18 protein-coding genes are annotated in these 23,337 nt (G+C 54.2%); 9 read left to right on the top strand and 9 right to left on the bottom strand.

Annotated elements, in window-relative coordinates; genetic code table 11:
• Positions 1-90 precede the first annotated feature (90 nt).
• Positions 91-825, top strand: coding sequence for a cyclase family protein (locus ACXADJ_RS17980; protein WP_475068710.1), 735 nt, complete (start codon positions 91-93; stop codon positions 823-825).
• 344 nt (positions 826-1,169) lie between these two features.
• On the opposite strand, the gene ACXADJ_RS17985 is transcribed toward ACXADJ_RS17980, so the two are convergent.
• Complete coding sequence (locus tag ACXADJ_RS17985; RefSeq protein ID WP_475068712.1) at positions 1,170-2,069, bottom strand: transporter; 900 nt, start codon at positions 2,067-2,069, stop codon at positions 1,170-1,172.
• 232 nt (positions 2,070-2,301) lie between these two features.
• Here ACXADJ_RS17985 and ACXADJ_RS17990 point away from each other — a divergent pair, with 232 nt between their 5' ends.
• Complete coding sequence (locus ACXADJ_RS17990; RefSeq protein WP_475068717.1) at positions 2,302-2,874, top strand: hypothetical protein; 573 nt, start codon at positions 2,302-2,304, stop codon at positions 2,872-2,874.
• 200 nt (positions 2,875-3,074) lie between these two features.
• Here the strand turns inward: ACXADJ_RS17990 and ACXADJ_RS17995 are convergent, their stop codons facing one another.
• Positions 3,075-3,995, bottom strand: a complete 921-nt coding sequence (locus ACXADJ_RS17995; protein ID WP_475068720.1) for a helix-turn-helix domain-containing protein — start codon at positions 3,993-3,995, stop codon at positions 3,075-3,077.
• A gap of 354 nt (positions 3,996-4,349) precedes the next feature.
• Here ACXADJ_RS17995 and ACXADJ_RS18000 point away from each other — a divergent pair, with 354 nt between their 5' ends.
• Positions 4,350-5,270 carry a DMT family transporter gene (locus tag ACXADJ_RS18000; RefSeq protein WP_475068724.1) on the top strand — a complete coding sequence of 307 codons (921 nt, stop codon included), beginning with the start codon at positions 4,350-4,352 and terminating at the stop codon, positions 5,268-5,270.
• 276 nt (positions 5,271-5,546) lie between these two features.
• Complete coding sequence (locus tag ACXADJ_RS18005; RefSeq protein ID WP_475068727.1) at positions 5,547-6,428, top strand: arginase family protein; 882 nt, start codon at positions 5,547-5,549, stop codon at positions 6,426-6,428.
• A gap of 151 nt (positions 6,429-6,579) precedes the next feature.
• Here the strand turns inward: ACXADJ_RS18005 and ACXADJ_RS18010 are convergent, their stop codons facing one another.
• Positions 6,580-7,350, bottom strand: coding sequence for an NAD(P)H-dependent oxidoreductase (locus ACXADJ_RS18010; RefSeq protein WP_475068731.1), 771 nt, complete (start codon positions 7,348-7,350; stop codon positions 6,580-6,582).
• 112 nt (positions 7,351-7,462) lie between these two features.
• On the opposite strand from ACXADJ_RS18010, the gene ACXADJ_RS18015 reads away from it, so the two are divergent.
• The 4 genes from ACXADJ_RS18015 (at position 7,463) to ACXADJ_RS18030 (ending at position 11,860) form a co-directional block, all read left to right on the top strand.
• Positions 7,463-8,371 (top strand): LysR family transcriptional regulator, encoded by a 909-nt coding sequence (locus ACXADJ_RS18015; protein WP_475068733.1) that lies wholly within the window; start codon positions 7,463-7,465, stop codon positions 8,369-8,371.
• A 333-nt stretch (positions 8,372-8,704) separates the two neighbouring features.
• The gene (locus ACXADJ_RS18020; protein WP_475068736.1) at positions 8,705-9,208 is read left to right on the top strand and encodes a DUF3015 family protein; all 504 of its coding nucleotides are present in this window, start codon (positions 8,705-8,707) and stop codon (positions 9,206-9,208) included.
• A gap of 77 nt (positions 9,209-9,285) precedes the next feature.
• Positions 9,286-11,130, top strand: coding sequence for an Lnb N-terminal periplasmic domain-containing protein (locus ACXADJ_RS18025; RefSeq protein WP_475068738.1), 1,845 nt, complete (start codon positions 9,286-9,288; stop codon positions 11,128-11,130).
• A gap of 88 nt (positions 11,131-11,218) precedes the next feature.
• Positions 11,219-11,860 carry a response regulator gene (locus ACXADJ_RS18030; protein WP_475068740.1) on the top strand — a complete coding sequence of 214 codons (642 nt, stop codon included), beginning with the start codon at positions 11,219-11,221 and terminating at the stop codon, positions 11,858-11,860.
• 186 nt (positions 11,861-12,046) lie between these two features.
• On the opposite strand, the gene ACXADJ_RS18035 is transcribed toward ACXADJ_RS18030, so the two are convergent.
• Together ACXADJ_RS18035 and ACXADJ_RS18040 are read right to left on the bottom strand one after the other, a co-directional pair.
• Positions 12,047-13,912, bottom strand: coding sequence for a sensor histidine kinase (locus ACXADJ_RS18035; RefSeq protein WP_475068742.1), 1,866 nt, complete (start codon positions 13,910-13,912; stop codon positions 12,047-12,049).
• Between the two features lie 194 nt (positions 13,913-14,106).
• Positions 14,107-17,478: an autotransporter outer membrane beta-barrel domain-containing protein gene (locus ACXADJ_RS18040; protein ID WP_475068744.1), complete on the bottom strand. Its 3,372-nt coding sequence runs from the start codon at positions 17,476-17,478 to the stop codon at positions 14,107-14,109.
• Positions 17,479-17,680: 202 nt separating this feature from the next.
• Between ACXADJ_RS18040 and ACXADJ_RS18045 the strand changes: the two genes are divergently transcribed.
• A complete protein-coding gene (locus tag ACXADJ_RS18045; protein WP_475068746.1) occupies positions 17,681-18,898 on the top strand; it encodes a hypothetical protein in 1,218 nt (405 codons plus the stop codon).
• Between the two features lie 456 nt (positions 18,899-19,354).
• Here the strand turns inward: ACXADJ_RS18045 and ACXADJ_RS18050 are convergent.
• The 4 genes from ACXADJ_RS18050 to pgi form a co-directional block, all read right to left on the bottom strand.
• Positions 19,355-20,517 (bottom strand): IS3 family transposase gene (locus ACXADJ_RS18050; protein ID WP_475062188.1). Its coding sequence is split into 2 segments (ribosomal slippage): positions 19,355-20,262 and positions 20,262-20,517, totalling 1,164 coding nucleotides; the frame shifts between segments, so codons are not numbered across the junction.
• Positions 20,486-20,794: a hypothetical protein gene (locus ACXADJ_RS18055; protein WP_475068748.1), complete on the bottom strand. Its 309-nt coding sequence runs from the start codon at positions 20,792-20,794 to the stop codon at positions 20,486-20,488. Before ACXADJ_RS18055 ends, ACXADJ_RS18050 begins: the two co-directional genes overlap by 32 nt.
• Before the next feature lie 40 nt (positions 20,795-20,834).
• Positions 20,835-21,293 (bottom strand): methylglyoxal synthase, encoded by a 459-nt coding sequence (locus ACXADJ_RS18060; protein WP_475068750.1) that lies wholly within the window; start codon positions 21,291-21,293, stop codon positions 20,835-20,837.
• A gap of 174 nt (positions 21,294-21,467) precedes the next feature.
• The gene (pgi, locus tag ACXADJ_RS18065) at positions 21,468-23,126 is read right to left on the bottom strand and encodes a glucose-6-phosphate isomerase (RefSeq protein WP_475068752.1); all 1,659 of its coding nucleotides are present in this window, start codon (positions 23,124-23,126) and stop codon (positions 21,468-21,470) included.
• Positions 23,127-23,337 lie beyond the last annotated feature (211 nt).

Below are 23,337 nucleotides of genomic sequence, written 5' to 3' on the forward strand. Positions count from 1 at the left end.
CACAAGCCGCTGGCTTGATTCTCCAAGCCTTCCCGCTGTCGTTCGCTTAGTTTGGCTTCATCGCAATCGTGCTGATCGATGGAGCCAACCATGTCTTTTCCTGTATCCAAAAAATCCCTGAAAGCTGCCGTTCTGATGCTGGGTATCACAGCCTCCAGCGCCTCCATGGCGGCTGGCAAGCCTGCTGAAGTAGAGCGTTTTATTGAGCTCAACCACACCATCACCGATGGCATGCAAACCTACCCGGGTCTGAGCGAAGCCGACTATTACAAGGTAGCCCCGCGCTTCGGTAACGGCGCGCTGGTGGATGGCATCAAGATGCTGGGTATTACCGGTACTTATCTGGACGCCCCATTCCACGGTGACGAACACGGCGAGACCATTGCTGATTACCCGCTGGAGCGTCTGGTCAACGTACCGATTGTGGTCGTTACCAAGCCGGACAGCCGTCAGACGTTTGAAGTCGCCGATCTGAAAGGTCTGGATGTAAAAGGCAAGGCGGTGATGTTTGCCAGTGGTCATTCCGACAAGTTCAACACCCCGGAATACGCCAACAAACCGCCATACCTGTCGGTAGAAGCAGCCCAGTGGCTGGTGGATAATGGTGCTTCCATGGTGGGTATTGATACGCCGCTGGTCGATAACATCGACAAGAACGAAGCCATTCCGGTACACCACCTGCTGCTGGAACAGAAGATCATCATCATCGAAGACATGACCAACCTGACCAAGCTGCCTGAAACCGGCGCTTATCTGACAGCGGTACCACCGCGTGTGGAACTGGCCAGCTTCCCGGCGCGTGTGTTTGCGACTGTTTACAAATAAGGGGATTGGCGGGCTAGCAGCCCGGGCTCAAGCCCTGGGTGTTTTGGGCTAAACCAAGCCAAACCAAATCAAGGGCAGAAGCCTAATGCTTCTGCCCTTTTTTGTTTTCTGGTTGCCGCTACTTTTTGCTGACTAATCCAGCCCATATCGGTTAGCTGCTGCCTGCTAACGTCGGCATCGTGGTAAAGCTTTATATCGGATCGTCCTGCTGTTCGGGGGAGATTGATCTGGGAGCGCGGGCCGCTGGCCCGCAAAATACTCACAAAAAACTGCTGACTCCATAAGCAAAAAACCGGTAACGCCTGCGTGATACCGGTCTTCAGTGCCAATTGGGTAGACAGCGATCAGAATACCTGGGTCAGACGCAGCTCGAAGTAAGCATCAGATTTGGTGCCGTTTTCGACACTCAGGTCACGGGCAACCGTGAACAGCGCGTGGCGGCTTTTGGAGTCGTCGATCAGGGTACCGAACTGCAGCTTGGCGGTGGTGGTGCTGGTGCGGTCATCCTGGGATACGCCAGCGACTTCGGTTTCGCCGCCTACTTTCTGGGACAGGCCCAGTGCCACGTGGGAGTACATGGACGATTCCATGTTGTACTTCAACCAGCCGTCCAGTTGGGTCAGTGGCTTTTGCTTCATTTCGGTATCGTCGTTTTCACCGTACCAGGTGGTGTCGACAGAACCGGAGAAGTCCCAGGATTCGCTGAGGGCAAACTGGCCACCAACCTGCAGGGAGAAGCGGTAGCGGTTTTCACCCAGGTTCAGGGCATCGTTCTTGTCGTAGTCACCGGTTGGCAGCCATAGGAACGGTACAATCGCCAGGTGCTTGCGAGCGGCGTAGTCGTGAATTGGCCAGAAACCGGATACCAGACCGAGGTCGCCCATGCCTTTCTTGTCGCCCAGTGCGCTGGCATCACCGGCGGTTTCTACGCTCACCAGTGGCAGCAGGAAGTTTGGTGTCCAGATCACATCGTTACCCACATCCACCGGGTGAACATAACGCAGCAGCGCCACGTTGGAATCGACGCTGGTGTTGTCAGACACTTTCTTGCCATCGGAGTAGGCGTCGGTGGTGCTGTTGTGCGACAGGTAGGTAATCATCATTGGATGGCCAACCTGCGGTGTGATCCAGCCATCGCTGTCACTGCCAATGGCGTGACTGGCGGCCGGTACCATCAGCGCGGCCGAGCCAGCCACAGCAGAAGCCAAAGATGCGTTACGAATCCATACGATCAGTTTTTTCATTATGTATCCCACAGAGTCAGTTCACGGGTAATCGAGGGTTGGATGGGCGCGGCAGAATCGCGCTATCTGGGGGAGATAGTAAAAACTGGCGGGGCAGCTCACTTGGCTACAACGGCCAGCCATTGGGCTGGGGTGGCCAGTGACAAAATGGTCAACTTTGTCAATGGGGAACTGTTTGCTCCGACTCTTAAGGTTTGTTAGTTTCACCTGACATTAATAAAAGGAATTTTTTGTGAAGTTTTTCCCTACACCACCTACAGATAATATATATAAGTTTAGCTTTGTTTTTGGCGCATGGATGATTTTAGGTGCTTTGATTTTCGGTGTTTGGCTCTCATATAAAAGTATCGAGCTTGAGGAGCATGAAGTTAATCTTAACTCATATTATGAGTTGGTGAATAAACTCGATGCGCTAAGGAGAGAGATCGATTTTTTGGAAAGAGGAGGGTCGTATAAAGATCTTGGAGAAGATTGGAATATATTCAAATCTTCAGAGGATGCTATTAACAAGTTGAAAAAAAGTGAGGCTCTAATTGATAAGAGAATGGTAATGTATAAGAAATACATTGATCAGTTTGACGGGGCTGATTTGAGGATTTTTAAACATCCATTTATCGTTTTTTCTTTGATGGTTTATTTGTTTTTAATGGTTTCTTTTTTGATTTTTGGTTACAAGGGGTGGAAGAAAACAACTTTGATAGATGACGAAACTAGGAGTGTTGAACTAAAAATAAAGAATAAATCTTTAGAGAAACTGGAATATGAAATTCGGAGCATTAGGAGAGGGGTGGTTCGTAGACGGTGAAAAATATCTATATTGAGTTTATTCCTCGGTGGCTATAATACTGATTTACTCCGATCTCTCGGGCCCATAACGGACTCAATATCATTTAATAAAAGCTCTGATCGAACTTATAAAGTTCTGCAAAATTTTGGAAAACCTGCAGGCGAGAGACTGCAGGGTGGGCATTTATTTATCCTTACCGCCCTGACTATATAGGCAATTCATAGCAACGAATTTGGTGTGCGGCCGTAGGTTTTCTTGAACGAGCGGCTGAAGTGCGAGAGGTCGCGGTAACCGGCGGATAATGCCGCTTCGGTAACGTTGCGGACGCGGCCGGTGGCCAGGGCATCGTAGGCGTGGGCCAGCCGTTGGGCTTGCAGCCAGCCACGAGGCGTTTCGTTGTGCTGGGCAAACAGACGGCTGAGTGAGCGCACGGAAATATTGTGGCTGCTGGCGATGTGTTCGAGGGTGAGGTTGTCGTCGGTGAGGTTGTTTTTAATGTAGCTGCGAATGCGTTCCAGCAGGTCTTGCTGTGGGCTGCTGCGGTCGAAGTTGCCCTGGGTCGATTGCAGGATTGAGGTGGCAATCATGTCGAGCATGGGGGCGCTCAGTGCGGCACCGTCTTTTAATTCCGTGGAGTTGGCCAGCAGGCTGTTCTGGCGAATCAGTGAGGCAACCAGACTACCGAAAGCACTGTCGCCGGGCAGAATCAGTCCACCAAGGTCATCAACATTATTCAGTCGTGACTGCATCAGCGAACGCGGTACCCGCAGCAGGGTCGACTGGTATTCGCTGCCGTAATCAAACTGATAGGCCTTGCCGGAGTCGTATACCAGTACGTCGCCGGTTTTGTGCACGACCTGACGGTCGTCCTGACTGAAATGGCCGCAGCCGTTTTCCATCAGTGACAGGAAGATGTCGTCTTGCTGGTCGACCTTGAGGTCTTCGGTGCGGCGTTGGTAGCGAATGGCGGTTGTTTGAATCTGGCTGATCTTGAGTGAGCCCAGGTCGCTGACGTTGAGGGAGGCTTTAAATTGATCAACGTTATCGGTTTTGCCCAGACATGGTGCATAGGTTCGACAAATGACTTCGTGCCAGTAATCAAATCCTTTGACCGTGTTGGTATCCAGTGTCTCGTTCATTGGTTTATTCCCGATACGTTGCTGTGCTTTTCAGCGTGCTGACAGTTTCTGGTTATGGTGCTAGAGCGCTAATCAGGTAGCGAGAGTACGTTCCAGAATCAGAAAACAGGCTGTAATGGCCCTTTAATTGAGTCATTTGTTGCTGACGACGAGCATAAAGCAGGAATTGTGCCTAGCAACCCCTTTTTGTCTTGTCCAGCAATTGCCAGTGTAACGATCTTTTGACCACTTTGTTCGCCTCGGGGTTTGGCTGGCCTGTCAGTGCAAGTGGCTGGCCGAAATCAACAAGCTGCTATGGCGGGGCATCCGTAGATTGGAGTCATCAATCATGAATCACTCTGCGGGAGAGTCACCATGAACATGGGCTACGTTTACGTCATTCTTTGCTACACCCTGGTCGGTGTCAGCTATCCAATTGCGGCGGATGCGATGTACAGCATTCCGCCATGGACCTTCACTTTTATTTCTTTCCTGATCGGTGCGGTGATATTGCTGCCGATAGCCAAGACCGTCGACAAGACCAAATTCACCAAAATTCCGGTCAAATCCTGGGCCGCTATTACGGTGCAGGCGCTGCTGGGCGCGGTGCTGTATACCGCCTTCCTGCTGTACAGCTTTGAATACGCTACGGTCATTACCAGTTCCATTTTCTCCAGCCTGGCACCTGCGGTGGTATTGGTTCTGTCAGCGCTGATGCTGGGCGAATCCATCAGTATGCGTAAGTTGCTGGCCATTGCGCTGGCGGTGGCCGGGGTGCTGGTGCTGACCGTACCGGGTGCGGAAAGCTCGGGTACTACCTCTGTGCTGGGCTATGTGTTCCTGGTGCTTTCTACCTTGTCGACGGCGGGTTGTGTGATTGCCGCCAAGAAGCTGGAAGTGCATTTGCCAGCCATCACCATGGCGACTGGCGTGTGTATTGTCGGTACGGTAGCCAGCGCCATTCCGGCCATGACCGAGATGGGCGATTTCTCTGTCAGCTCGCTGACGGCGTCGAACTGGATGGTGCTGGTGTACTACGGTGCGCTGGTGTGGGCAGCCCCGTATGTGTGCTTCTACAAGGGCGTGACCAAAATTCCTGCCAGTGCTACCGGTATGGCCTTCGCAGTGATTCCACTGGCGGCGACTTTCTTCTCGATCATCTTCTTCGGTGAGTCGCTGACGCTGATGGCGGCACTGTCGCTGGGCATGGTACTGGTGTCGATCCTGCTGGCCGAATCCCGTCACGAAGTCGAAGAGATGAGCAACGAAGACGTCAGTCTGGCGAAGATTTCCTGATCATCTCCTTAACATCCCCGAATAGTCACAGCACCGCCTGGCCTGTTGATACAGGCCAGCGCGGTCGGGCGGGTTGTCTTATCCCTGAAAGGTTTGAACTTTGAACCAAACCAGCGCGATCAAAGTTCTTGCCACGCACTGTTCCAGCGGTTTGGCCAGCACATACCAATGGCTGGCCAAAAAACACAAGCCGTGCTGTTCGGGCTCTCGCTACAGTGATCGTTATTCAATTTCTTATTTTCATTTACACATCTCTATCTAATCGAGGAGGGCGCTATGGCTGCCAATACTCTGAGACTGAAATTTCCTATGTGGCAGGGCGGTGCGAACCCGGCTTACCACTTTGGCTCCGAGCTGCTGGCCTGGCTGGCACCGGAAACCGACGGCCCGGTCGAGACCGTGGACGTTGCCTTTAACCGCGAAGACGACAACGCCAACGTGGTGGAAGACGAAAATGGCATCAAGGGCCGCGCCCAGATTCTGAAACAGACCGACCACTGTCGTACCCTGATCGACAAGCACCAGCCAGAATCGCTGGTGGTATTAGGCGGTGATTGTCTGGTCGATCTGGCACCGTTCGCGTATCTGAGCGAGAAATATGGCGACAAGCTTGGCGTACTGTGGGTCGATGCCCATCCGGACATCATGACGTCGGCTGAATTCAACCACTCTCACGCCACTGTACTGGCGGCGCTGATGGGCGTCGGTGACAGCGATTTGACCGGCTTTGTGAAGGCACCGATTGCGCCATCGAAAGTGATGTACGCCGGTGTCAATAACGAGTCAGAGTTCGAAAACAACTTCCTGGCTGAACGCAACATGCAGGTATGCCGTCCGGAAGACATTCGCAGCGGTGTGTCGGCTGAGAAAATCCAGCAGTGGATCAAGGACGAAGGCATTGAAGTGCTGGCCATCCACCTTGATCTGGACGTGCTCGACGCCAGCAAGTTTGGCCCGCTGTTGTTCAACTGCCCGCACGTACCTGCCAGCGCTTTTGATGGTATTGCCCAGGGGCAGCTGACCATTGAGGAAGTGCTGGAGGTGATTGCTCAGGCAACGGCTCATGCAAGTACGGTCGGTATGGGGATTGCCGAACACCTGCCATGGGATGCCCTGCGTCTGCGTAACATGATGCGCAAACTGCCGCTGTTGGGGTAAGAGCTTTGTGATAGTTCCACCCCCGGTAATCACCCAAGGGGGGCTATTCAAATAAGCGGATTTATCGTAGTTCGATTGAAGGTTCAACGGGCATCACGCCGGTTGCCCCCACTCTTGCCGTTAGTCCTGTGTCTGGATCAATGGAGTTGTCTCAGGTTTTGATATGGATGTTTAAGCCTGTCTCGTTGGTGGCGATATGCGGAGCCAGCGTGCTGCCAAGGTAGTCGCCACTGTTCTGGTGTCGAAACGCGATTGGCTGTTCTGAGAACAGATGCTGGAGTCGTGACCGCCATGCCATTGTTTCCGCTTCGACTCTGGCAGTATCGATGCTGCCCGTTCCGTAGACGGCGTGGGTCTTTAGTACTTCGAAGCCCGGGAAGAACAAAGCGCCGTGGGTAATAGGAAACAGCAAATCGTCCAACGGGCCATTAATCCCTCGCGGTTCGTAGTCTTGTGAAGGCCCGCCTACCATCACGGACAGCAAGGCGGTTTTACCTTTGAACACGCCGTCGCCATAGCGATATTGATTGCCCTTATCCTGGTAGCCGTATGCAAATCCATAGGCATAGACGCGGTCGAACCAGCCTTTGAGGATGGCAGGCATGCCATACCACCACAGCGGAAAATGAAAAATCACGGTGTCGGCGGCCATTAACTTGCGTTGTTCTTCGGCCACTTCGGGTGGCTGCTGATTAGCCGCGTAGGCGTGCCTGGATTCGGGTATGAATTCGAGCCGTGCCGGGTTTAGCCGATCCGGGAAGTCGGTTTCGCCATAGCTGGCCTGCCAGTTCATGCCGTACAAGTCTGTTTGCAGCACGGTATGCCCCTGCTGTTCCAGCGTATGAATGGTTTCGGACACGAAGTGTCGGGTCAAGGATAGAGGTTCAGGGTGGGCGTATACAACCAGAACGGTTTTCGACATTGAGATTCTCCTTCTGTATGAATCGGCCGGGTTGGCTAAATGGATTAGGCTCAGTGTGTCGTTAACAGTGGTATCGTTGAAATTCTTATATTTTAGTTATGGTATAAATTTCATGGATGCCAAAAGGCTCGATCTGAATTTGCTGGTAACGCTGGAAGTGTTACTGGAGGAGAAAAATGTCAGCAGAGCCGCCGAGCGCTTGCACTTGAGCCAGCCTGCTGTCAGTGCTCAGTTGGGGCGGTTGCGACAACTTTTCAATGATCAGTTATTGATACCCGAACGGCGAGGGATGACACCCACTGCTTCGGCGATGGAGCTTTCCTCCCCTTTGAGCAGTGCCTTGAATCAGGTACGGGATACACTCGTGTCACATCAGAACTTTGATCCGACGCAGGCGCATTTTACGATTCATGTTGCGTGCACCGATTATTTGCAAACGGTTGTTGGATTGCGGTTGCAGCAAGCACTGCAGAAGCAAGCGCCCAGTATCAAGCTGGCGCTCAGGCATCTGGAACCAGCTGCTATTGAAGCTCAATTGGCTGCGGGCGATATCGACATGGCCTTCATGAGCCCTGAACGTGAGATGAACGGGCTGCGTCGTCACCATTTATATGACGAGCACTATGTACTGATTGGTCGCAGCGGTCACTCTGCCTTATCTGGGAATATGACGCTGGAGCAGTACCTTAAGCTCGATCACATCGTCGTTTCGTTGAACGGAGGCGGCTTCGTCACTGCGGTCGATCAGGCGCTGAAGGTATTGGGGTATTCACGCAATGTGGTGTTGTCAGCCTCGACGTTTCTGATTGTACCTGATCTGGTTCTTGATTCTGATCTGGTCGCTTTGGTGCCTGCTCGCCTGGTAGGGAAGCGCACGGACCTTTGTAGCGTTATACCTCCCTTCAAGGTTGATAATTTTACCGTGGACATGATCTGGCATGAGCGTACTCACAGTCATCCGGCTCATCGTTGGGTTCGTCAGGTGATTCAGCAGCAGTTTGGAGAAAACATGCGTGGCTGACTTATTGTACTGAAATAACCGGGGCGAACTTGAACATGGGAATCGCCTCCTTGCTCTGTGCAGATTTATTCATAGATACCCTGGTTTGTCCCATCACGATCAAATTGAAATTCTATTGTTCCAAAATCAAGGCTTCTAAGGCTCTTTTTTGATTCATAGTTCTGAATATGTAGGGGCCTGACGGATCTAATCAGGACTTAATTGATTCACTCAATGCGCTAATGACAGAACTATACGTTCTGGTTAACATCCGTTTCAGGTTCATTTTGTGAGCCAGTTAACTATTCAAGGACGGTCTGCCAGCCTCTACGGCAGACTTGGAAGGAGAACGATATGTTTTTGAAGAAGAGTGTGTTGGCAACAGCCTTTGTTGCGATTTCTGCCAGCATGGGTGTTCAGGCTGAAGACATTAACAAGTCCGGTGCGGATATCTGGACCAAATGTGGTATCGGCGGCCTGATTTTCCAGGACATTCCGGTAGCTGCACTGATTTCCAACGTGACCTGGGATTTGGGTACCACCGCGTTGACCTCTGCAACGGCTAGCCCGGATACCTGTCAGGGTAGCTCTTTCCAGACTGCTCAGTTCATCATGGAAAACTACGATGCGCTGGCTGAAGAGACTTCTCGTGGTCAGGGGGAACACCTGAACGCCGTTCTGGCTCTGTCTGGTTGTGCCGCTGAAGAGCACGCTGTTGCCATCGACGCTATTCGCGCCGACATGGGCAGCAAGGTGATCTCTGCTGAATACGCTGCTCAAAACCAGCAGCAGAAGTCTGCCGACTTCTTCTCCTCCGTACAGGGTGCAGCGGCATCTTGTCAGAACGCTGTTATCTAAGTGTTCTTGTCAGGTCCAGCATTCGCTGGGCCTGATTATCTCCCTTCCTGTAAATCTCTGAATCGCCTCGCTGTGCTATGAAATTCATCGTCATTGCTTTAATCGCCTGGCTATCGTTGGGCACCTGTGCGCATGCCACTCCCCCCAATGAGCCCATTTATCAGCTCTCACAATCCGACGTGTGGCGGGTTCTGACACAGTATGAAGGCGAGCCATTGGAGCGGGCCATTTCGTCCAGCGAGTTCTATTTGTCCGAAACGCCTACGCCGTATGCCGAGCTGACCGCAACCCTTGCGGCAATGAAGCAACCTGTCCGTATGGATGAGCCTGACCAGCATCCGCAGTGCCGTTTTCCGGCTCGTTATCTTTGGCTCAAGCAACAGGGGGTGTTGGCATCCATTGAAGATCAGCCATGCCCACAGTTACAGGCCTGGATGAAAGACGGCGATATTGATTCCGTCAGCTTTATTCTGGCGACGGGGTACTTTGGAAACCCGGCGTCGTTCTATGGCCATACCCTGTTCAAACTGAATGGCAATCGCGATAACGGCCATCAGGAGCTGTTGGATAGTGCGATCAACTACGGCGCTATTATTCCGCCGGGCGAAAATCCGCTGATTTACATCATTCGTGGGGTCAGTGGGCTGTATGACGCTGCTTTCAGCCAAAAAGAGTATTACTACCAGAATCACAATTACGGTGAAGGCGAGCTGCGAGACCAGTGGGAATACGTTCTGAATGTGTCTCCCGAAGCGGCGCAACTGGTTGCGGCTCACAGCTGGGAGTTACTTCGTCATCGGTTTGATTACTACTTTTTCACCAAAAACTGTGCCTACCGCATGGCGCGTTTGATTGAGGTGATAGAGGGCGTCAGCATACTTCCTGATCGCCAATTGATGATCCCGCAAAGTATTTTCCAGCGCATGGCTGCCACCAACCATCATGGCCAACCTTTGATTAGGGAGGTTATCTATCACCCGTCCCGCCAAACGCGTCTGTATCAGGGATACGCTGACCTCAGCCGGGAACAGCAGGCTTTGCTCAGTCGTATGGCTGTTCAGGGGGAAGGGTTTAACTTTGATCAGAACCCGGATTATCTGGCTCTGCCAGACAGTGACCGCATTGCCGTTGTCGACACCCTGCTGGATTACCAACAGTTCCGTGGTGTTGGAGAAGAAACCAAATCGGCGGGCTATTTGGCAGCGTTGGGTGAACGGTATCGTCTGCCAGTTCGCTCGCAGCGTGCGGTGACTGTGCCTGATATGCAACCACATCAGGGGCGCAATCCCGGGTTGGCTCGTAGTGGATGGCGTTACCGTCCAGGCGATGGAGCAGCCATCAGCGTGATGCTCCGGCCAGCGTATTACGACGCTCTGGATGCAGGTGCTGGACACATTGGTGACAGCAAACTGGTGATGGGAGAGCTGGCGTTGTCGATGACAAGGAATCGGTTACGGCTTGAACATTTCGACGTTATTGCGCTGGAAAGCGTTAACCACTCGGCGACAGGATTACCTGACGATGCAGGTATGACCTGGCGCCTTAGGGCTGGCGCTGAGCAGCTCGACTTCAAGTGCGATGATTGTCTGGTGCCCTTCTTGAACGGTTACATTGGGCTTGCCCGGCCCATGGCTAATGTACCTGTGGTTGCGGGCGTGTTGGCCGGCGCAGGTGTACAGGACAGTCGTGCCGGTTATGGTTACGTCATGGTGTCGGCGTTGGCCTTTGCCAATGTGCATCTGGGCGACCACGACTTCCGCCTCGAAATCGACCAACGTCGCTATGGCGTGCGACATAACCGCTGGGCTCCCCGGGCCTCATTCGAAGGCCGTTGGTCTCCTGGCCTGAACAGCGAGCTGCGTTATGGATTGGGTTTCAATGAAACAACCGAGCTGTCGGTGGGGTATGGAATTTACTGGTAGGTTACTCCTGACCTTGTTGTGAATATCTTGCAGCTCAGCAAAGAGCCTATAAACTAACCAGTTCTTTTGTGTGGAAAGCGGATTTCCTGTGTCTGATTCGATCTCCCTGCCGTTGAACATTCTGATTATTGATGACCACCGTATGTTTGCGGATGCCGTGTCAGGCCTTGTTCGCCAGCAGCTGGGCGGTGCGTCTGTGCACGCGGTGAATACGGCGGTTGAGGGGCTGGATTACCTGAAGCATCAGCCGTGTGATCTGGTGTTGCTGGACCTTGGCTTGCCGGATATGGACGGTGTGCTGGTATTGGAGCAGCTGCGGGTCAGTTGGCCCGGTTTACCTGTGCTGGTGTGTACCGGTGAGGTGCGTCCGGCGGTCTTGCGGCGGGTGTTGCAGGGCGGTGCCGGTGGTTTGATTACCAAAAATCAATCGGCCGAGCAGGTGCTGGAAGCCATCGACAGTGTGTTGGCCGGGCGCCAGTATCTGGCACCGGAGGCAGCGCAAGCCATGCAGTCACGGGAACCTCATGCCGCCGATGTGCTCACCGAGCGGCAGACGGCCATTTTGCGTTTGATGCAGGATGGCCTGACCACGGTGCAAATTGCCGAGCAGCTGTTTTTGAGCCCGAATACGGTGAAGACGCATATTCGTTTGATGTTCGAGAAGCTGGGTGTTCGCAACCGGGTTGAGTGTCTGCGGGCGGCTCATGACCGTGGTTATTTGCACGGTTGATGGCTTTATCGAGAGCAAGCTCTCGATAACCAAAAACCATCGGCAGCAAGCTACCCTCATACAACCTTCCAGTAAGCTGGATAAACGAGCGCAGCGATGTGCCATCCAACGCCTTGGTGTCAGATGGCAGCCGCTTCGCGTCTTTATCTGACCTACAGTCCTCTTCCCGATTCCCTCCCAAAAAACCTAGCCTTGCAGGGGAACTCGCCGCTGTTGTTGAAGGCGTTCCAGCAGTTGCTGTGGTTCCAGCGGTTTGTGGAGGATGGGGTAGCCCAGTTGTGTCAGCTGTTGCAACCGTTCGGGGTTGGTGTCGCCGGTGGCGATGATGAAGTCGGGGCTTTGTTGGTGTTGTTGAAAGCAGGCCAGCACGGCTTCAACGCGGCCGTCGTCGCCGAGCATGTCGTCGCTGATGACGATGTCGGGGGTGCAGGCCGGGTGTTTGAGTTGTTCGTTAAGGCTGTCGAGGCCGTCGGCAACCCAGACGTCGCAATCGCGGTTGACCAGTAGCATCGACAGGCTGTCGAGGATGTCTTCGTGGTCGTCGATGATCATGACTTTCAGGCCGTTGAGTGACGCTTGATTAATGCTTTGACTGTTTCCGGCGGAAGCACTTTGGGTCGCAGCACCAGCCTGTGAGTTAACCGATGAGCGGCTGTCGAGTTCGGTGCTGTTGGCAGCGGGTAGGCCAACGGCAAAGCAGCTGCCTTGCCCTGGCTCGGATTCCAGCACCAGTGGCAGCTGGTTCAGACGGCACAAACGGCTGACGATGGAGAGTCCCAGACCCAGGCCTTTCTGGCGTTTACGGCCGGGGTTATCCAGCTGCACAAATTCTTCAAAAATGGCTTGTTGCTGATCGCTGGCAATGCCAATGCCGGTGTCTCTTACCATCACTTTCACTTGCTGATCACGACGGCTGACGCTGACTTTAATAGACCCTTGATGGGTGTACTGCACGGCGTTGGCGAGCAGATTTTTGAATATCTGTATCGTCATTGTGCGGTCGCAGAGCACCAGTGTGGCGGGGTCGCAGTGGATCTCCAGTTGCAGTTGTTTGCGTTGCGCCAGTGGTGTGAAGACCACGCGCAGTTCTTCCAGCAGTTGGGCCAGATCGAAGGCGGTGGGCTGAATATCGGCGACACCTGCATCCAGTTTGGAGACATCCAGCAGGTGGTTCAATAACTCGTTGGTGGATTTCAGGCTCGCCCCTAACCGTTCGAACAGCGGTTGTTGGTCAAGACTGACGGCGTTCGGTTTGATGGCGCTCCAGTACAAGGAAGCCGCTTGTAACGGCTGGCGAATATCGTGGCTGGCGGCGGCCAGAAAGCGGGTTTTGGCCTGGTTGGCTTGCTCAATTTCGCGCTTGGAGTGTTGCAGCTCCAGTCGGGTGGCGAGGTTATCGATCTGGGTTTTGAACATGGCGTAGCTGAAGCCCACCAGCGACAGCCACACTGCCGGGGCCATGATTTTGTGCAGCCAGACATTGCCCAAATCCATTCCCCATAAGTGCCAGCCAAATGCCCCCAATACCGGGGTTAGAAAGACCACGTAGACGTCCGGGTACAGGCCCATGGTCATTGACGGCATGGTGGACGTGATGGTGACCAACAGCAGCAGTGAGAAAATTTGCACAACCGAGGCGTCGCCCAGAAACAGCAGCGGTAATGCGGCCCACTGGAATCCCCACAGTAACGACAGATAGATATTGGCAATGTGCCAGCGTTTGATGGATGTCTGTTGTTTGGGCTGTGAGAGGGCGCCTTGTTCGTCATTATTATTGTGATAACGACGCAGAATGAGCCAGGAATTCAGGCCAACGAACAGGTTCATCCCAAACCAGATGGCCAGGGATGATGTATGTGCTGAATCTACGAATAACAAGCCGACAACGACAGCAGCAACCATTGTCGCGGCCATGCGTGGGCCAACCTCTTTCATAAACAGGTGGTGACGCTGCCATTGCATTTCGTCGGCTAACGGATGGTCGGCAAAGCCAAGTTTGGTGAGCTTGTCGAGCAGCCCATGTGTTGATGTGCCAGCCTGATTACGCATCATTGGGCGTACCTCATCCTTGTGATCAAACGACTGTATAGAAAAAGAGCCTGGTACAACAGAATGTACCCGGCAGAATAAAAAGACCCGGCTATTTGGGGATAGCCGGGTAAAGGGGTACCAGAACCGCGGTGAGTAGAGGACCGCGGAGTCACTGGCTTGCTCAATGAAGGAGCAACATCATTTCAGTCCGGTCTTTACTTCACTTCAACTTCAGCACCGGCGCCTTCCAGTTCGGCCTTGATTTGCTCGGCTTCTTCCTTGGAGGATTTTGCCATTGTGGCTGTTTCGCCACTGCTGGTTTCCTCGTAGGTCCGGCTCAGCATCCTTGGGGTCGTTACCGGAGTCTGGGAGGTCGCGGTCGGGTCAAACTCAATCAGTTTGCCTTCGTCGGTGGAGTCGTGACACCAGATGGTTGGCGTGCTGCCGCTGTAGCTACCTGTAATGGCGTCAGCGCAGTACTGCAGGTCATCACTCAGGTGATAGTTCTCAGAGGTCTTGGTGTTGGTTGTCGGGTCATAGACCACTTCGTGCACACCAATACTCTCTGATACCAGATAGATGTGGTACGCCGTCGCCGACTCTTTCCAGATATGGATATCGGCGACATCCCAGAAGCCATTGCCATTGTTGGTAAAGCGGTTGTGCGGGGAAATGATCAGATCCACTTTACCGCCGCTGCCATAGTACATGGTCAGGTAGTTGTAGCTGCCACTGGTGTACGCAATGATGGAACGATCCTGGTCATCATCACCGAAGAACTCGACGGACTGAATATCATCGCTGGAAGCGAAGCGGACCGTTGGGCTGGCCGTTGACGAATTGCCGGCATAGCTCAAGGCGTTCGCTGCGAGCGCATTGAAGTCGTAGTTGAATTCGAACCGCGAAAGGAAGCTGTAGTCGTATCTGCCCCATTTTCCGGTGCCGCCAATTCCCATCACCAGATGGAAGTTATCGTTGGTGGCGTCGTAGCTGACTTCTTCAACCGACAGACCCTTACAGCTGTTGATGCTCCATGTGGTACCTCTGTTAACGCCTGCCATGACGGTTTGAGTCAGGCTTACCTCGGAGGAAGTACCCGGGTAGTTGACCAGTCGAGCCGACAAGGTTGCGGGTGACGTGGTTTCGTTACACATCAGCATCAGCAGTTCATCGGTGGTACCGCCCACCAATCGGGCGATGGTCATGTCGGTGTACTGGGTATCCAGCATGGTATCAATCAATTCAAAGTCGATGTCGCTTGAATCTGGCGTCACCTTCATCATGCTGCTGTTGCTACCAGATGCCTTGATCATACCCAACTGCAGCGGAGTCGAGATGGTTTGTTCGCCGTATGGCCATGCCAGCGCTTGCATGCTGTCCTGACCCAGATTCCAGCTTGGATCATGAAGCGCAGTGGTGGCCGGGGCCGCTTCAGTGGTGCTGGTGAAGGTACCTACCTCGGTGCTGCCAATGGTCAGGGTGGAGCTGACATCGGTGGAGTAGTCATCAGAAGACGTATGACGAACCACGATGCTGTCGCCTGCTGAAACGGTAATGGTACGGCCGGCAGCAACGATCTGTCCGCCGTTCACCTGCATTTCACCATGATCAACGCCAGCCAACAGCATGGTGTCAAAGCCACCAACAATCACAGGTGCACTTTCAACCACGGTCGACCGTTCGACGTCGGTGGCCGCTGTAAAGGTGACCATATCCGGACTGTAGTCAGCGCTGCGAGTCGTGGAAGTGAACGTAGCAACCTCGTTGGAGTAGATACTCAGCGTGGTGCTGGTCGCGGTAAAGTATGACGAAGACGCGGTGTGGCGAACGCTCACGCTATCGCCTTCTCTGACCAGTGAGGAGGGTAACCAGCCACCGCCGTTGACGGAGATTTCACCGTTGTCGACAGTGGCATCCAAAACGCCGTCGAAACCGGTCACTGTGATCGCCGCACTTTCAATGGTGTCGCCAGGTTCCACACCGGTTGCCGCTGCGAAGCTGGCGGTATCCGCGATGTTATCTGCGGTTCGGGTGGTTACGTTAAATCGGGTCGAGGTGCCCAGCAGGGTTACGGTGGAGTAGATTTCAGTATCAAACGATGATGATGTCGTTGTTTGAATCTGGATTTGGTCACCGGCAGATACCATCGCAGGTGATGCCACGTTGTTGCCGTTGACGATCAGGGTGCCATTGAAGAGCACCATGCGGTGCGAACCGTCAAAGCCGCTCAAGGTCACGGTATTACTCTCCACGGTAGCCGAGAGCTCGGCATTCGATACTGCTGTGAAGCTGAACGTATCCGGAGTGAGATCAGCAGCGCGAGTGATGCTGGTAAAGATTGCGGTGACAGAACCCAGTGTCACGGTGCTGGTGGCGTTGAGGCCAAAGCCGGATGAGCTGGTTTGTACGACCTGAATCTGGTCGCCAGCAGATACCGTGGCAGAAGAACCGGCAGCAGAACCATTAATAATCAGCGAACCGTTCGCCACTGATAATGGCAGAGTGCCTTCAAAACCTGTCAAGGTCACGGCATCGCTGGTGATGCTGGTGGAAGGTTCAACCTCAGTACGGTCTGTGAATGTGAAACTGTCTGGCGTAGTGTCGATTTCGGTTTCGCCGCCGGTTTCGCCGCCGGTTTCGCCGCCGGTTTCGCCGCCAGTTTCGCCGCCAGTTTCGCCGCCAGTTTCGCCGCCAGTTTCGCCGCCAGTTTCGCCGCCAGTTTCGCCGCCAGTTTCGCCGCCGGTTTCGCCGCCGGTTTCGCCGCCGGTTTCGCCGCCGGTTTCGCCACCGGTTTCGCCGCCGGTTTCGCCGCCAGTTTCGCCGCCAGTTTCGCCGCCAGTTTCGCCGCCAGTTTCGCCGCCAGTTTCGCCGCCGGTTTCGCTGCCGGTTTCGTCGCCGGTTTCGTTTTCAGGGCTCAGTGCAGCGCTTTCGTCGAAGCTGTAGTCCTGTTCGTCAACGTCGACGTCATAGCCACCGGTATCCATATCAAAGACGATGGTGACATCATCAAGCACGGCGTCGAAGCCGGTTTGGTCTGCATTGAAGGTGGCGTTGAACAGATCGTAGGTCGCGGGATCAAGGCCTTGCTCTTCAAATTGATCGGCGAAGTTGGCCAGAATCACGTCTTCGGCTGCTGCCAGAGCATCGGCATCAAAGCTTTCCGCCTCGTCGTCCCAGGCAGCTCGCAGCACTTCGAGGCTTTGATGGTCGTTGGCGAGCAGCAGCGCCAGGGTTGTCAGAGGCGTCACGTTGACGGTGATGTCCGCCGCTTCTGCGAAGGAATACTGAATGGCCAACGCGGCGTTGTCCGGGCGGGCTTCCAGCATAAAGGGTGGGGTCATGCCGTCGACGTTGACGCTGAAGGTGCCGTTGTCTTCGATCACCACATTGGTGGATCGGCCTTCGGCGTCGTATACAAACAGGGTGCCGTCAATGGCCAGGCCGGTGGCTGCGGTACCTGTCAGATAGCTGGATTCGGCGTCGTTGTTTGCGTTGTCGTCACTGTCGGACGACGAACTGCTACCGCAGGCGGTGAGGGTCAAAGAAGATGCTGCCATCAGGGACAGCATAAGCTTGCTGAGTTCCATTGAGTCCTTCCTTCGGAATAAGGTTTGGCGGCACGAGAGGCTCATGTCGCTGGATCATTTTTGGTGTCACGAAACGTCAGCAGATTACGACCTGACAGAGTGGTCAGCTTCACCCATATGGGTGATTTTATGGAACAATATGGCCGCGAAGCCCGCTACCATGGGGGTTCTGACTGGATTGTCATACGATCGGGTAATTCAAATGGATAGAAATGAAAGTCTGATAGCAGCGCCGTTTGAAGGGATTAACGACGCCACAGCCAACTACGACAGTTTGCTTTCGGTGTTGTACGACGGCGTTCAGGCGGAGCAGGGATTTAACCCATTCCTGCAACGGTTACAGCAATTGTTTGGCTGTCGAACGGCGACGCTGTCCGTCAGGGACAGCCATACCGGTCAGGTGGTGGGGGGCTGGTATCAGGACATGCCAGCCGAGATTGTGGCCTGGTACATCGCCGAAATGGCCTGGCGTGACCCTTTGTACTTACGCGCCGTCGACCAGAATGAAGTCGGTTTTTGCAGCGCGCATATCAGTAACGATGTATCGATGGATGATCCGGTCATCACCGAATGGTGCGCGCAGGCCGGACTGGTGGACGGTGCTTGCGCCATTGTTCACCGGGATCAGGATACGTTTACCGCCCTGACGCTGGGGCGATCCGAGGAATATGGCCGCTTCTCGATGGCTGAGCTGGCGGTGTACAACCGTCTGATCGCTCATGTGCGGCGGGCGCTGGGGCTTCGTAAACTGGTGCAACAACAGCAGTCCGCGACGGCTTTGCTGGTGGATGCGCTGCAAACCCTGGCCAGCCCGATTGTGATGCTGGATGGCACCATGAATATCCTGTTCAGCAACCGTGCGGCGGAACAATGGTTACAAGGCAACCCCTGGATTCAACGCCAGCCGTCGGTATTGAGGTTTTTGTCCCACCGTCGTCAAAGCGCATTTATTGAAGCCATTCATACCCTGACACGCCAGACCGACTCTGATGGCCAAAAGCAGGACCTCGCTCAGGTGGTGATGACGCTGGAAGCGCGAGCCACTGCTGACTCCGGAATGCAGGTTGGCGGTGCGACCCTGCTGTTCGCGCCTGTGTATCGCCATCGTCCGGAGGATGGGCCAGCGGTGATGCTGACCATTTATCCGTGGGATGCCCATGGTTTGATTACCCGCGAGCGCATCCAGCAATTCTTTGATGTGTCCGACGCCGAAGCGCGGGTGTGCGAAGGCTTGTGCCAGGGCTGTTCACTGGAAGAGATTAGCGCACAGCTGTGCCGCGAAATGTCGACCATTCGGACCCATGTGAAGTCCTTGTATCGCAAAACGTCCACCAACCGACAGGCCGAGCTGGTGGCGCATGTACTGACTTCGCTGTTGCGGCCGGGCAGTGAATTGGCGGGTCTTTCGGTGCCTGAGTGAGTATCAAATGTATTTTATTTTTCATATTGAAGATCAAAATAAGTATTTGAATACAGCCTAAACAAAGCCGCGGTGATGCCCATCACCGCGGCTTTGTTGTTTGGGATCGAGTGAAATGAGGTACTTTGGGCTGTATGCGTAGGTCCGACAAAGATGCGCAGCGGCTGCCATCGGACGTGGGAATCACCGACGCTGCTGGACAGTGATGAATCCTGTAGCAGCAAATGTATTCGCGAGCTTTTTTGCTGGGCGGGGCCCAGCCTACATCCAGACTTCAGACTCCCGACTCCCGACTCCCGACTCCCGACTCCCGACTCCCGACTCCCGACTCCCGACTCCCGACTCCCGACTCCCGACTCCCGACTCCCGACTCCCGACTCCCGACTCCCGACTTCAGAGGCTACGCGCCCCGCTCAATTCCAGACTCCAGACCTAGCCTTTCCCCACCTGTAGTGGTCAACTGATTCCGGACACGGTTTTAAGTTTTTCTTCTGCGGCGCGAGGGCTGATTCCTCCGTTCGCAGTATGTGGCCGTTGCTGGTTGTAAAAGCCCATCAAATAACGGCCGATATCCATTTTTGCCTCCGCCAGTGATCGATACCAGGTATCCGGAACCCACTCGCTTTTCAGGCTGCGGAACAGTCGCTCCATCGGTGCGTTATCCCAGCAGTTGCCACGTCGGCTCATGCTCTGAGCCATACGACAACGCCAGATTCTCTGACGGAACTTCAGGCTGGTGTACTGGCTTCCTTGATCCGAGTGGAACATCACGCCTTCCGGTTTGCCCCGACGCAGCCAGGCATCCTCTAGTGCCTTTGTCGTCAGCTCGCTGTCAGGGCTGTTGGACATGGCCCAACCCACGACCTTGCGAGCGTATAAATCCATGACCACGGCAAGGTACGACCAACGTTCTCCTGTCCAAATGTAGGTGATGTCACCACACCAAACCTGATTGGGCCGCTCAACAGAGAACTCACGGTTCAGAAGGTTGTTGATTTCAACGTGTTCCATCCCAGTTTTTTTGTATTTGTGGGCACCCGGCTGCTTACTGATCAGCCCCGATTCTTTCATCAGTTTGCGCACCAGATAACGTCCAATAACAATGCCTTCGGTTTTCAATAAGTCACGGATACCGCGGCTACCAAAGCCATGACGACTGAGATTGAATGCCCGTTTTACATGGGCCTTGAGCTCCAGTCGTCTGGGGTTGATTCGACGCTTGTTACGACAGTAATCGTAGTAACTGGAACGCTTGATACCGAACGCCTGACAGACCCATTTGATTGGCTCCAGCTCTCCCAACCGGTCTATCAGTACATATTTTTGAATTCGTCTGACATTAAGAGAGCAGTAGCCTTTTTTAATATTCGCTTCTCGGTTTCGAGCTCTCTTACGCGCTTTTCGAGCTCCTGAATGCGCTTTTGCTCTTCCGTCATGGCCTTGGAGCTTGGCGTTTTGCCACCACGTTCTTCACGAAGCTGGTCAACCCATCGGCGAAGGGCTGTCTCACCCACGTCCAGCGATTTACTGGCCTGCGGAATGGAATACCCCTGATCGAGAACAAGGCTGGCTGCTTCGAGTTTGAACTCAGGAGTGAAGGAACGACGTTGTCTTTTCATTGAACACCTCTTTGGCGGCAAGATTACCACCTATCTGGGTGTCCGAGATTATTGAACCACTACACACCATCTGATTCAACAGCGTCTGGAATTCCTGCTGGCTGATGTCCACCAACTCACATACCCGCCCGTACAGCATGATGGTGGGCACATTGCGGCCGCCCATCTCCTGTTGGGTTTGGTGCAGGCAATAAAGAATCGCCCGCTGTTTACGGGTAAGGCCATCCCTGACGTCTGGTAGATGATCTGCGGCCCAGCGTTCAACATCGTCAGTCATGTCAAGTGGGCAACCATAGCGATGCATGCTCGCTTGACTATTAACCCAAACGCTCAGCCAGATAGGCGTCGTAGTCTGGAATCTGGTAGTCGTAGCCCTGGGCGGTCAGCAGTGAGGTCAGCATAAAGTCGGCAGAGGTGCGGTTACAGGCCACCGCCACGTTCCAGACTGCCGCAATGCGCAGCAGGGCTTTCACGTCCGGGTCGTGTGGCATGGGCTCGAATGGGTCCCAAAAGAACACCACCATGTCGATTTTCTGCTCGACAATTTGGGCACCAATTTGCTGGTCGCCACCCAGAGGGCCGCTGATCTGGGATTCAATACTGAGGCCCAGTTCGCTGGAGAGTTTGTGGCCGGTTGTGCCCGTCGCGAATAGCTGATGCTGTGACAGCAGACTCTGGTGTTGACGACACCAGTCGCTCAACACGGGTTTCATGTTGTCGTGGGCAATCAGGGCGATGCGTTTGATGGCGGGCATGCGCACGGTTTTCTGTTGCACGTCGGTTCTCCACAATTTAGCGAGCGTTTGGCCTGTGTGAGGGGGTGTTTATCGGTGAGAGAACGGTCGCTCACTGTATGAGGGGGAGGTTACCAGACTGCTGGAGGGATGCTCCAGTCAGTCTGATGGTTTGTTAAGAAACACAGGGCCATCACCTGACCCCAGGTCGAAGACTCAGTCGTTGTCAAGCAGTGCCTTGCGGTTTTCCACGAAGTAGCGCATCAGGTTGGCGGTAGAGTCGTCGTGGCCATCCTTGATCACCCCTTCCTGCAGTTCTGGCAAGATGCCTTTGGCGAGGGTTTTGCCCAGTTCCACACCCCATTGGTCGAACGAGCAGATGTCCCAGATAGAGCCCAGAATGAAAATCTTGTGCTCGTACATGGCAATCAGCGCGCCCAGTGTGCGTGGGTTCAGACGGTCCAGAATGATGCTGTTGGTCGGCCGGTTGCCCTCGTGAATCTTATGCGGAATCAGGCGTTCAATGGCTTCGGACGACATGCCTTTGGAGGTCAGGTCGGCGCGAATATGATCGGCGTCGATGCCGCACATCAGGGCTTCGGTCTGGGCGAAGAAGTTTGACATCAGCTTTTCGTGGTGGCCTTCCACCGGCGTACTGGACTCAATCGAGCCAATAAAGTCGGCTGGCACAATGGTGTTGCCCTGGTGCAGGTACTGGTAGAACGCGTGCTGACCGTCGATGCCCAGCTGGCCCCAGATGATGGAACCGGTGGTGTAAGGCACGGGTTGGCCGTCTTTATCCACAGACTTGCCGTTGGACTCCATTTCCGCCTGTTGCAGGTAGGCCGAGAATTTCTGCAGTGGCCAGTCGTACGGCAAAATGGCCTGACTCTGACGGCCGAGGAAGGTGGAGTTCCACAGGGTGGTCAGTGCCAGCCACATCGGCGCGTTGCGCTCCAGCGGTTCGTTACGGAAGTGCAGGTCCATGTCATGGGCGCCTTGCAGCAGTTCTTCAAACTGCTTGAAGCCCAGATACAGCGCAATGGGCAAACCAATGGCAGACCACAGTGAGAAACGACCGCCAACCCAGTCCCACATCTGGAAGGTGTTTTCGGCCTTGATGCCAAAGGCTTTTACGGCTTCGACGTTAGAGGACACTGCCACAAAGTGCTGCGCAACGGCGCGACTGTCGAACGAGGAGGCCATCAGCCAGTTACGTGCTGTATGGGCGTTAGTCATGGTCTCGCTGGTGGTGAAGGTTTTTGACGCCACCACAAACAGTACCCGTTCCGGGTTAAGGCCTTTCAGTACGTTGGCAATTTCAACGCCGTCGACGTTGGACACAAAGTGCACGTTGATCTTGTCGTCAGCGTAGGGCTTCAGCGCCTGGGTCACCATCCGCGGGCCAAGGTCGGAACCACCAATACCAATGTTCACCACGTCGGTAATGCGCTTGCCGGAGTGACCGCGCCACATGCCGCTGCGTACCGCTTTGACGAAGGTGCGCATGCGCTTGAGCTCGTTTTGCACCACCGGCATCACGTCGGCACCGTTGACGTAAACCGGTGCGCCGCCGCGGTTACGCAGGGCGGTGTGCAGCACGGCACGGTTTTCGGTGATGTTGATGCGTTCGCCGTTGAACATGGCTTCGCGGCGATCTTCCAAACCAATATCACGAGCCAGTTGCAGCAGCAGGGCACAGGTTTCGTCGTCAATCGGCTGCTTGGATATGTCCAGCATGATGTTCTGTACTTTCAGCGAGTATTTGCTGAAGCGCTGGGAATCGCTGAACAGCGACTTGATTGGGGTTTGCAAGGCTGGTTCGATGCGCTGTTGCAGGGACTGCCACACAGGCAAATCGGTTACGGCTGACATGACACTTTCCTTCTCGATCTCAACGTAATGTGCTGAGTGTAATTGTTGTTGTTCGTTATGACAGAGAGAAGTGCTTTGCGGGTTTTGTACGTCGTATCGGTTAATTAGTATCAGAAAGCGGTCAATTCGACGCATCGGCCTGGGCTATAAACCTGGCTAGGCAACGGTCGATGCATTGGCTCCTGCTTGTCTGACGGATGTTTCAATAACG

It is taken from the genome of Oceanobacter sp. ABM4_470 (assembly GCF_056158645.1).

Bases quoted from the DNA above. Each gene is read 5' to 3' on its own strand.
- ACXADJ_RS17980 (WP_475068710.1), top strand. From the start codon at position 91: ATGTCTTTTCCTGTATCCAAAAAATCCCTGAAAGCTGCCGTTCTGATG.
- ACXADJ_RS17985 (WP_475068712.1), bottom strand. From the start codon at position 2,069: ATGAAAAAACTGATCGTATGGATTCGTAACGCATCTTTGGCTTCTGCT.
- ACXADJ_RS17995 (WP_475068720.1), bottom strand. From the start codon at position 3,995: ATGAACGAGACACTGGATACCAACACGGTCAAAGGATTTGATTACTGG.
- ACXADJ_RS18000 (WP_475068724.1), top strand. From the start codon at position 4,350: ATGAACATGGGCTACGTTTACGTCATTCTTTGCTACACCCTGGTCGGT.
- ACXADJ_RS18005 (WP_475068727.1), top strand. From the start codon at position 5,547: ATGGCTGCCAATACTCTGAGACTGAAATTTCCTATGTGGCAGGGCGGT.
- ACXADJ_RS18010 (WP_475068731.1), bottom strand. From the start codon at position 7,350: ATGTCGAAAACCGTTCTGGTTGTATACGCCCACCCTGAACCTCTATCC.
- ACXADJ_RS18015 (WP_475068733.1), top strand. From the start codon at position 7,463: ATGGATGCCAAAAGGCTCGATCTGAATTTGCTGGTAACGCTGGAAGTG.
- ACXADJ_RS18020 (WP_475068736.1), top strand. From the start codon at position 8,705: ATGTTTTTGAAGAAGAGTGTGTTGGCAACAGCCTTTGTTGCGATTTCT.
- ACXADJ_RS18025 (WP_475068738.1), top strand. From the start codon at position 9,286: ATGAAATTCATCGTCATTGCTTTAATCGCCTGGCTATCGTTGGGCACC.
- ACXADJ_RS18035 (WP_475068742.1), bottom strand. From the start codon at position 13,912: ATGATGCGTAATCAGGCTGGCACATCAACACATGGGCTGCTCGACAAG.
- ACXADJ_RS18040 (WP_475068744.1), bottom strand. From the start codon at position 17,478: ATGGAACTCAGCAAGCTTATGCTGTCCCTGATGGCAGCATCTTCTTTG.
- ACXADJ_RS18045 (WP_475068746.1), top strand. From the start codon at position 17,681: ATGGATAGAAATGAAAGTCTGATAGCAGCGCCGTTTGAAGGGATTAAC.
- ACXADJ_RS18055 (WP_475068748.1), bottom strand. From the start codon at position 20,794: ATGACTGACGATGTTGAACGCTGGGCCGCAGATCATCTACCAGACGTC.
- pgi (WP_475068752.1), bottom strand. From the start codon at position 23,126: ATGTCAGCCGTAACCGATTTGCCTGTGTGGCAGTCCCTGCAACAGCGC.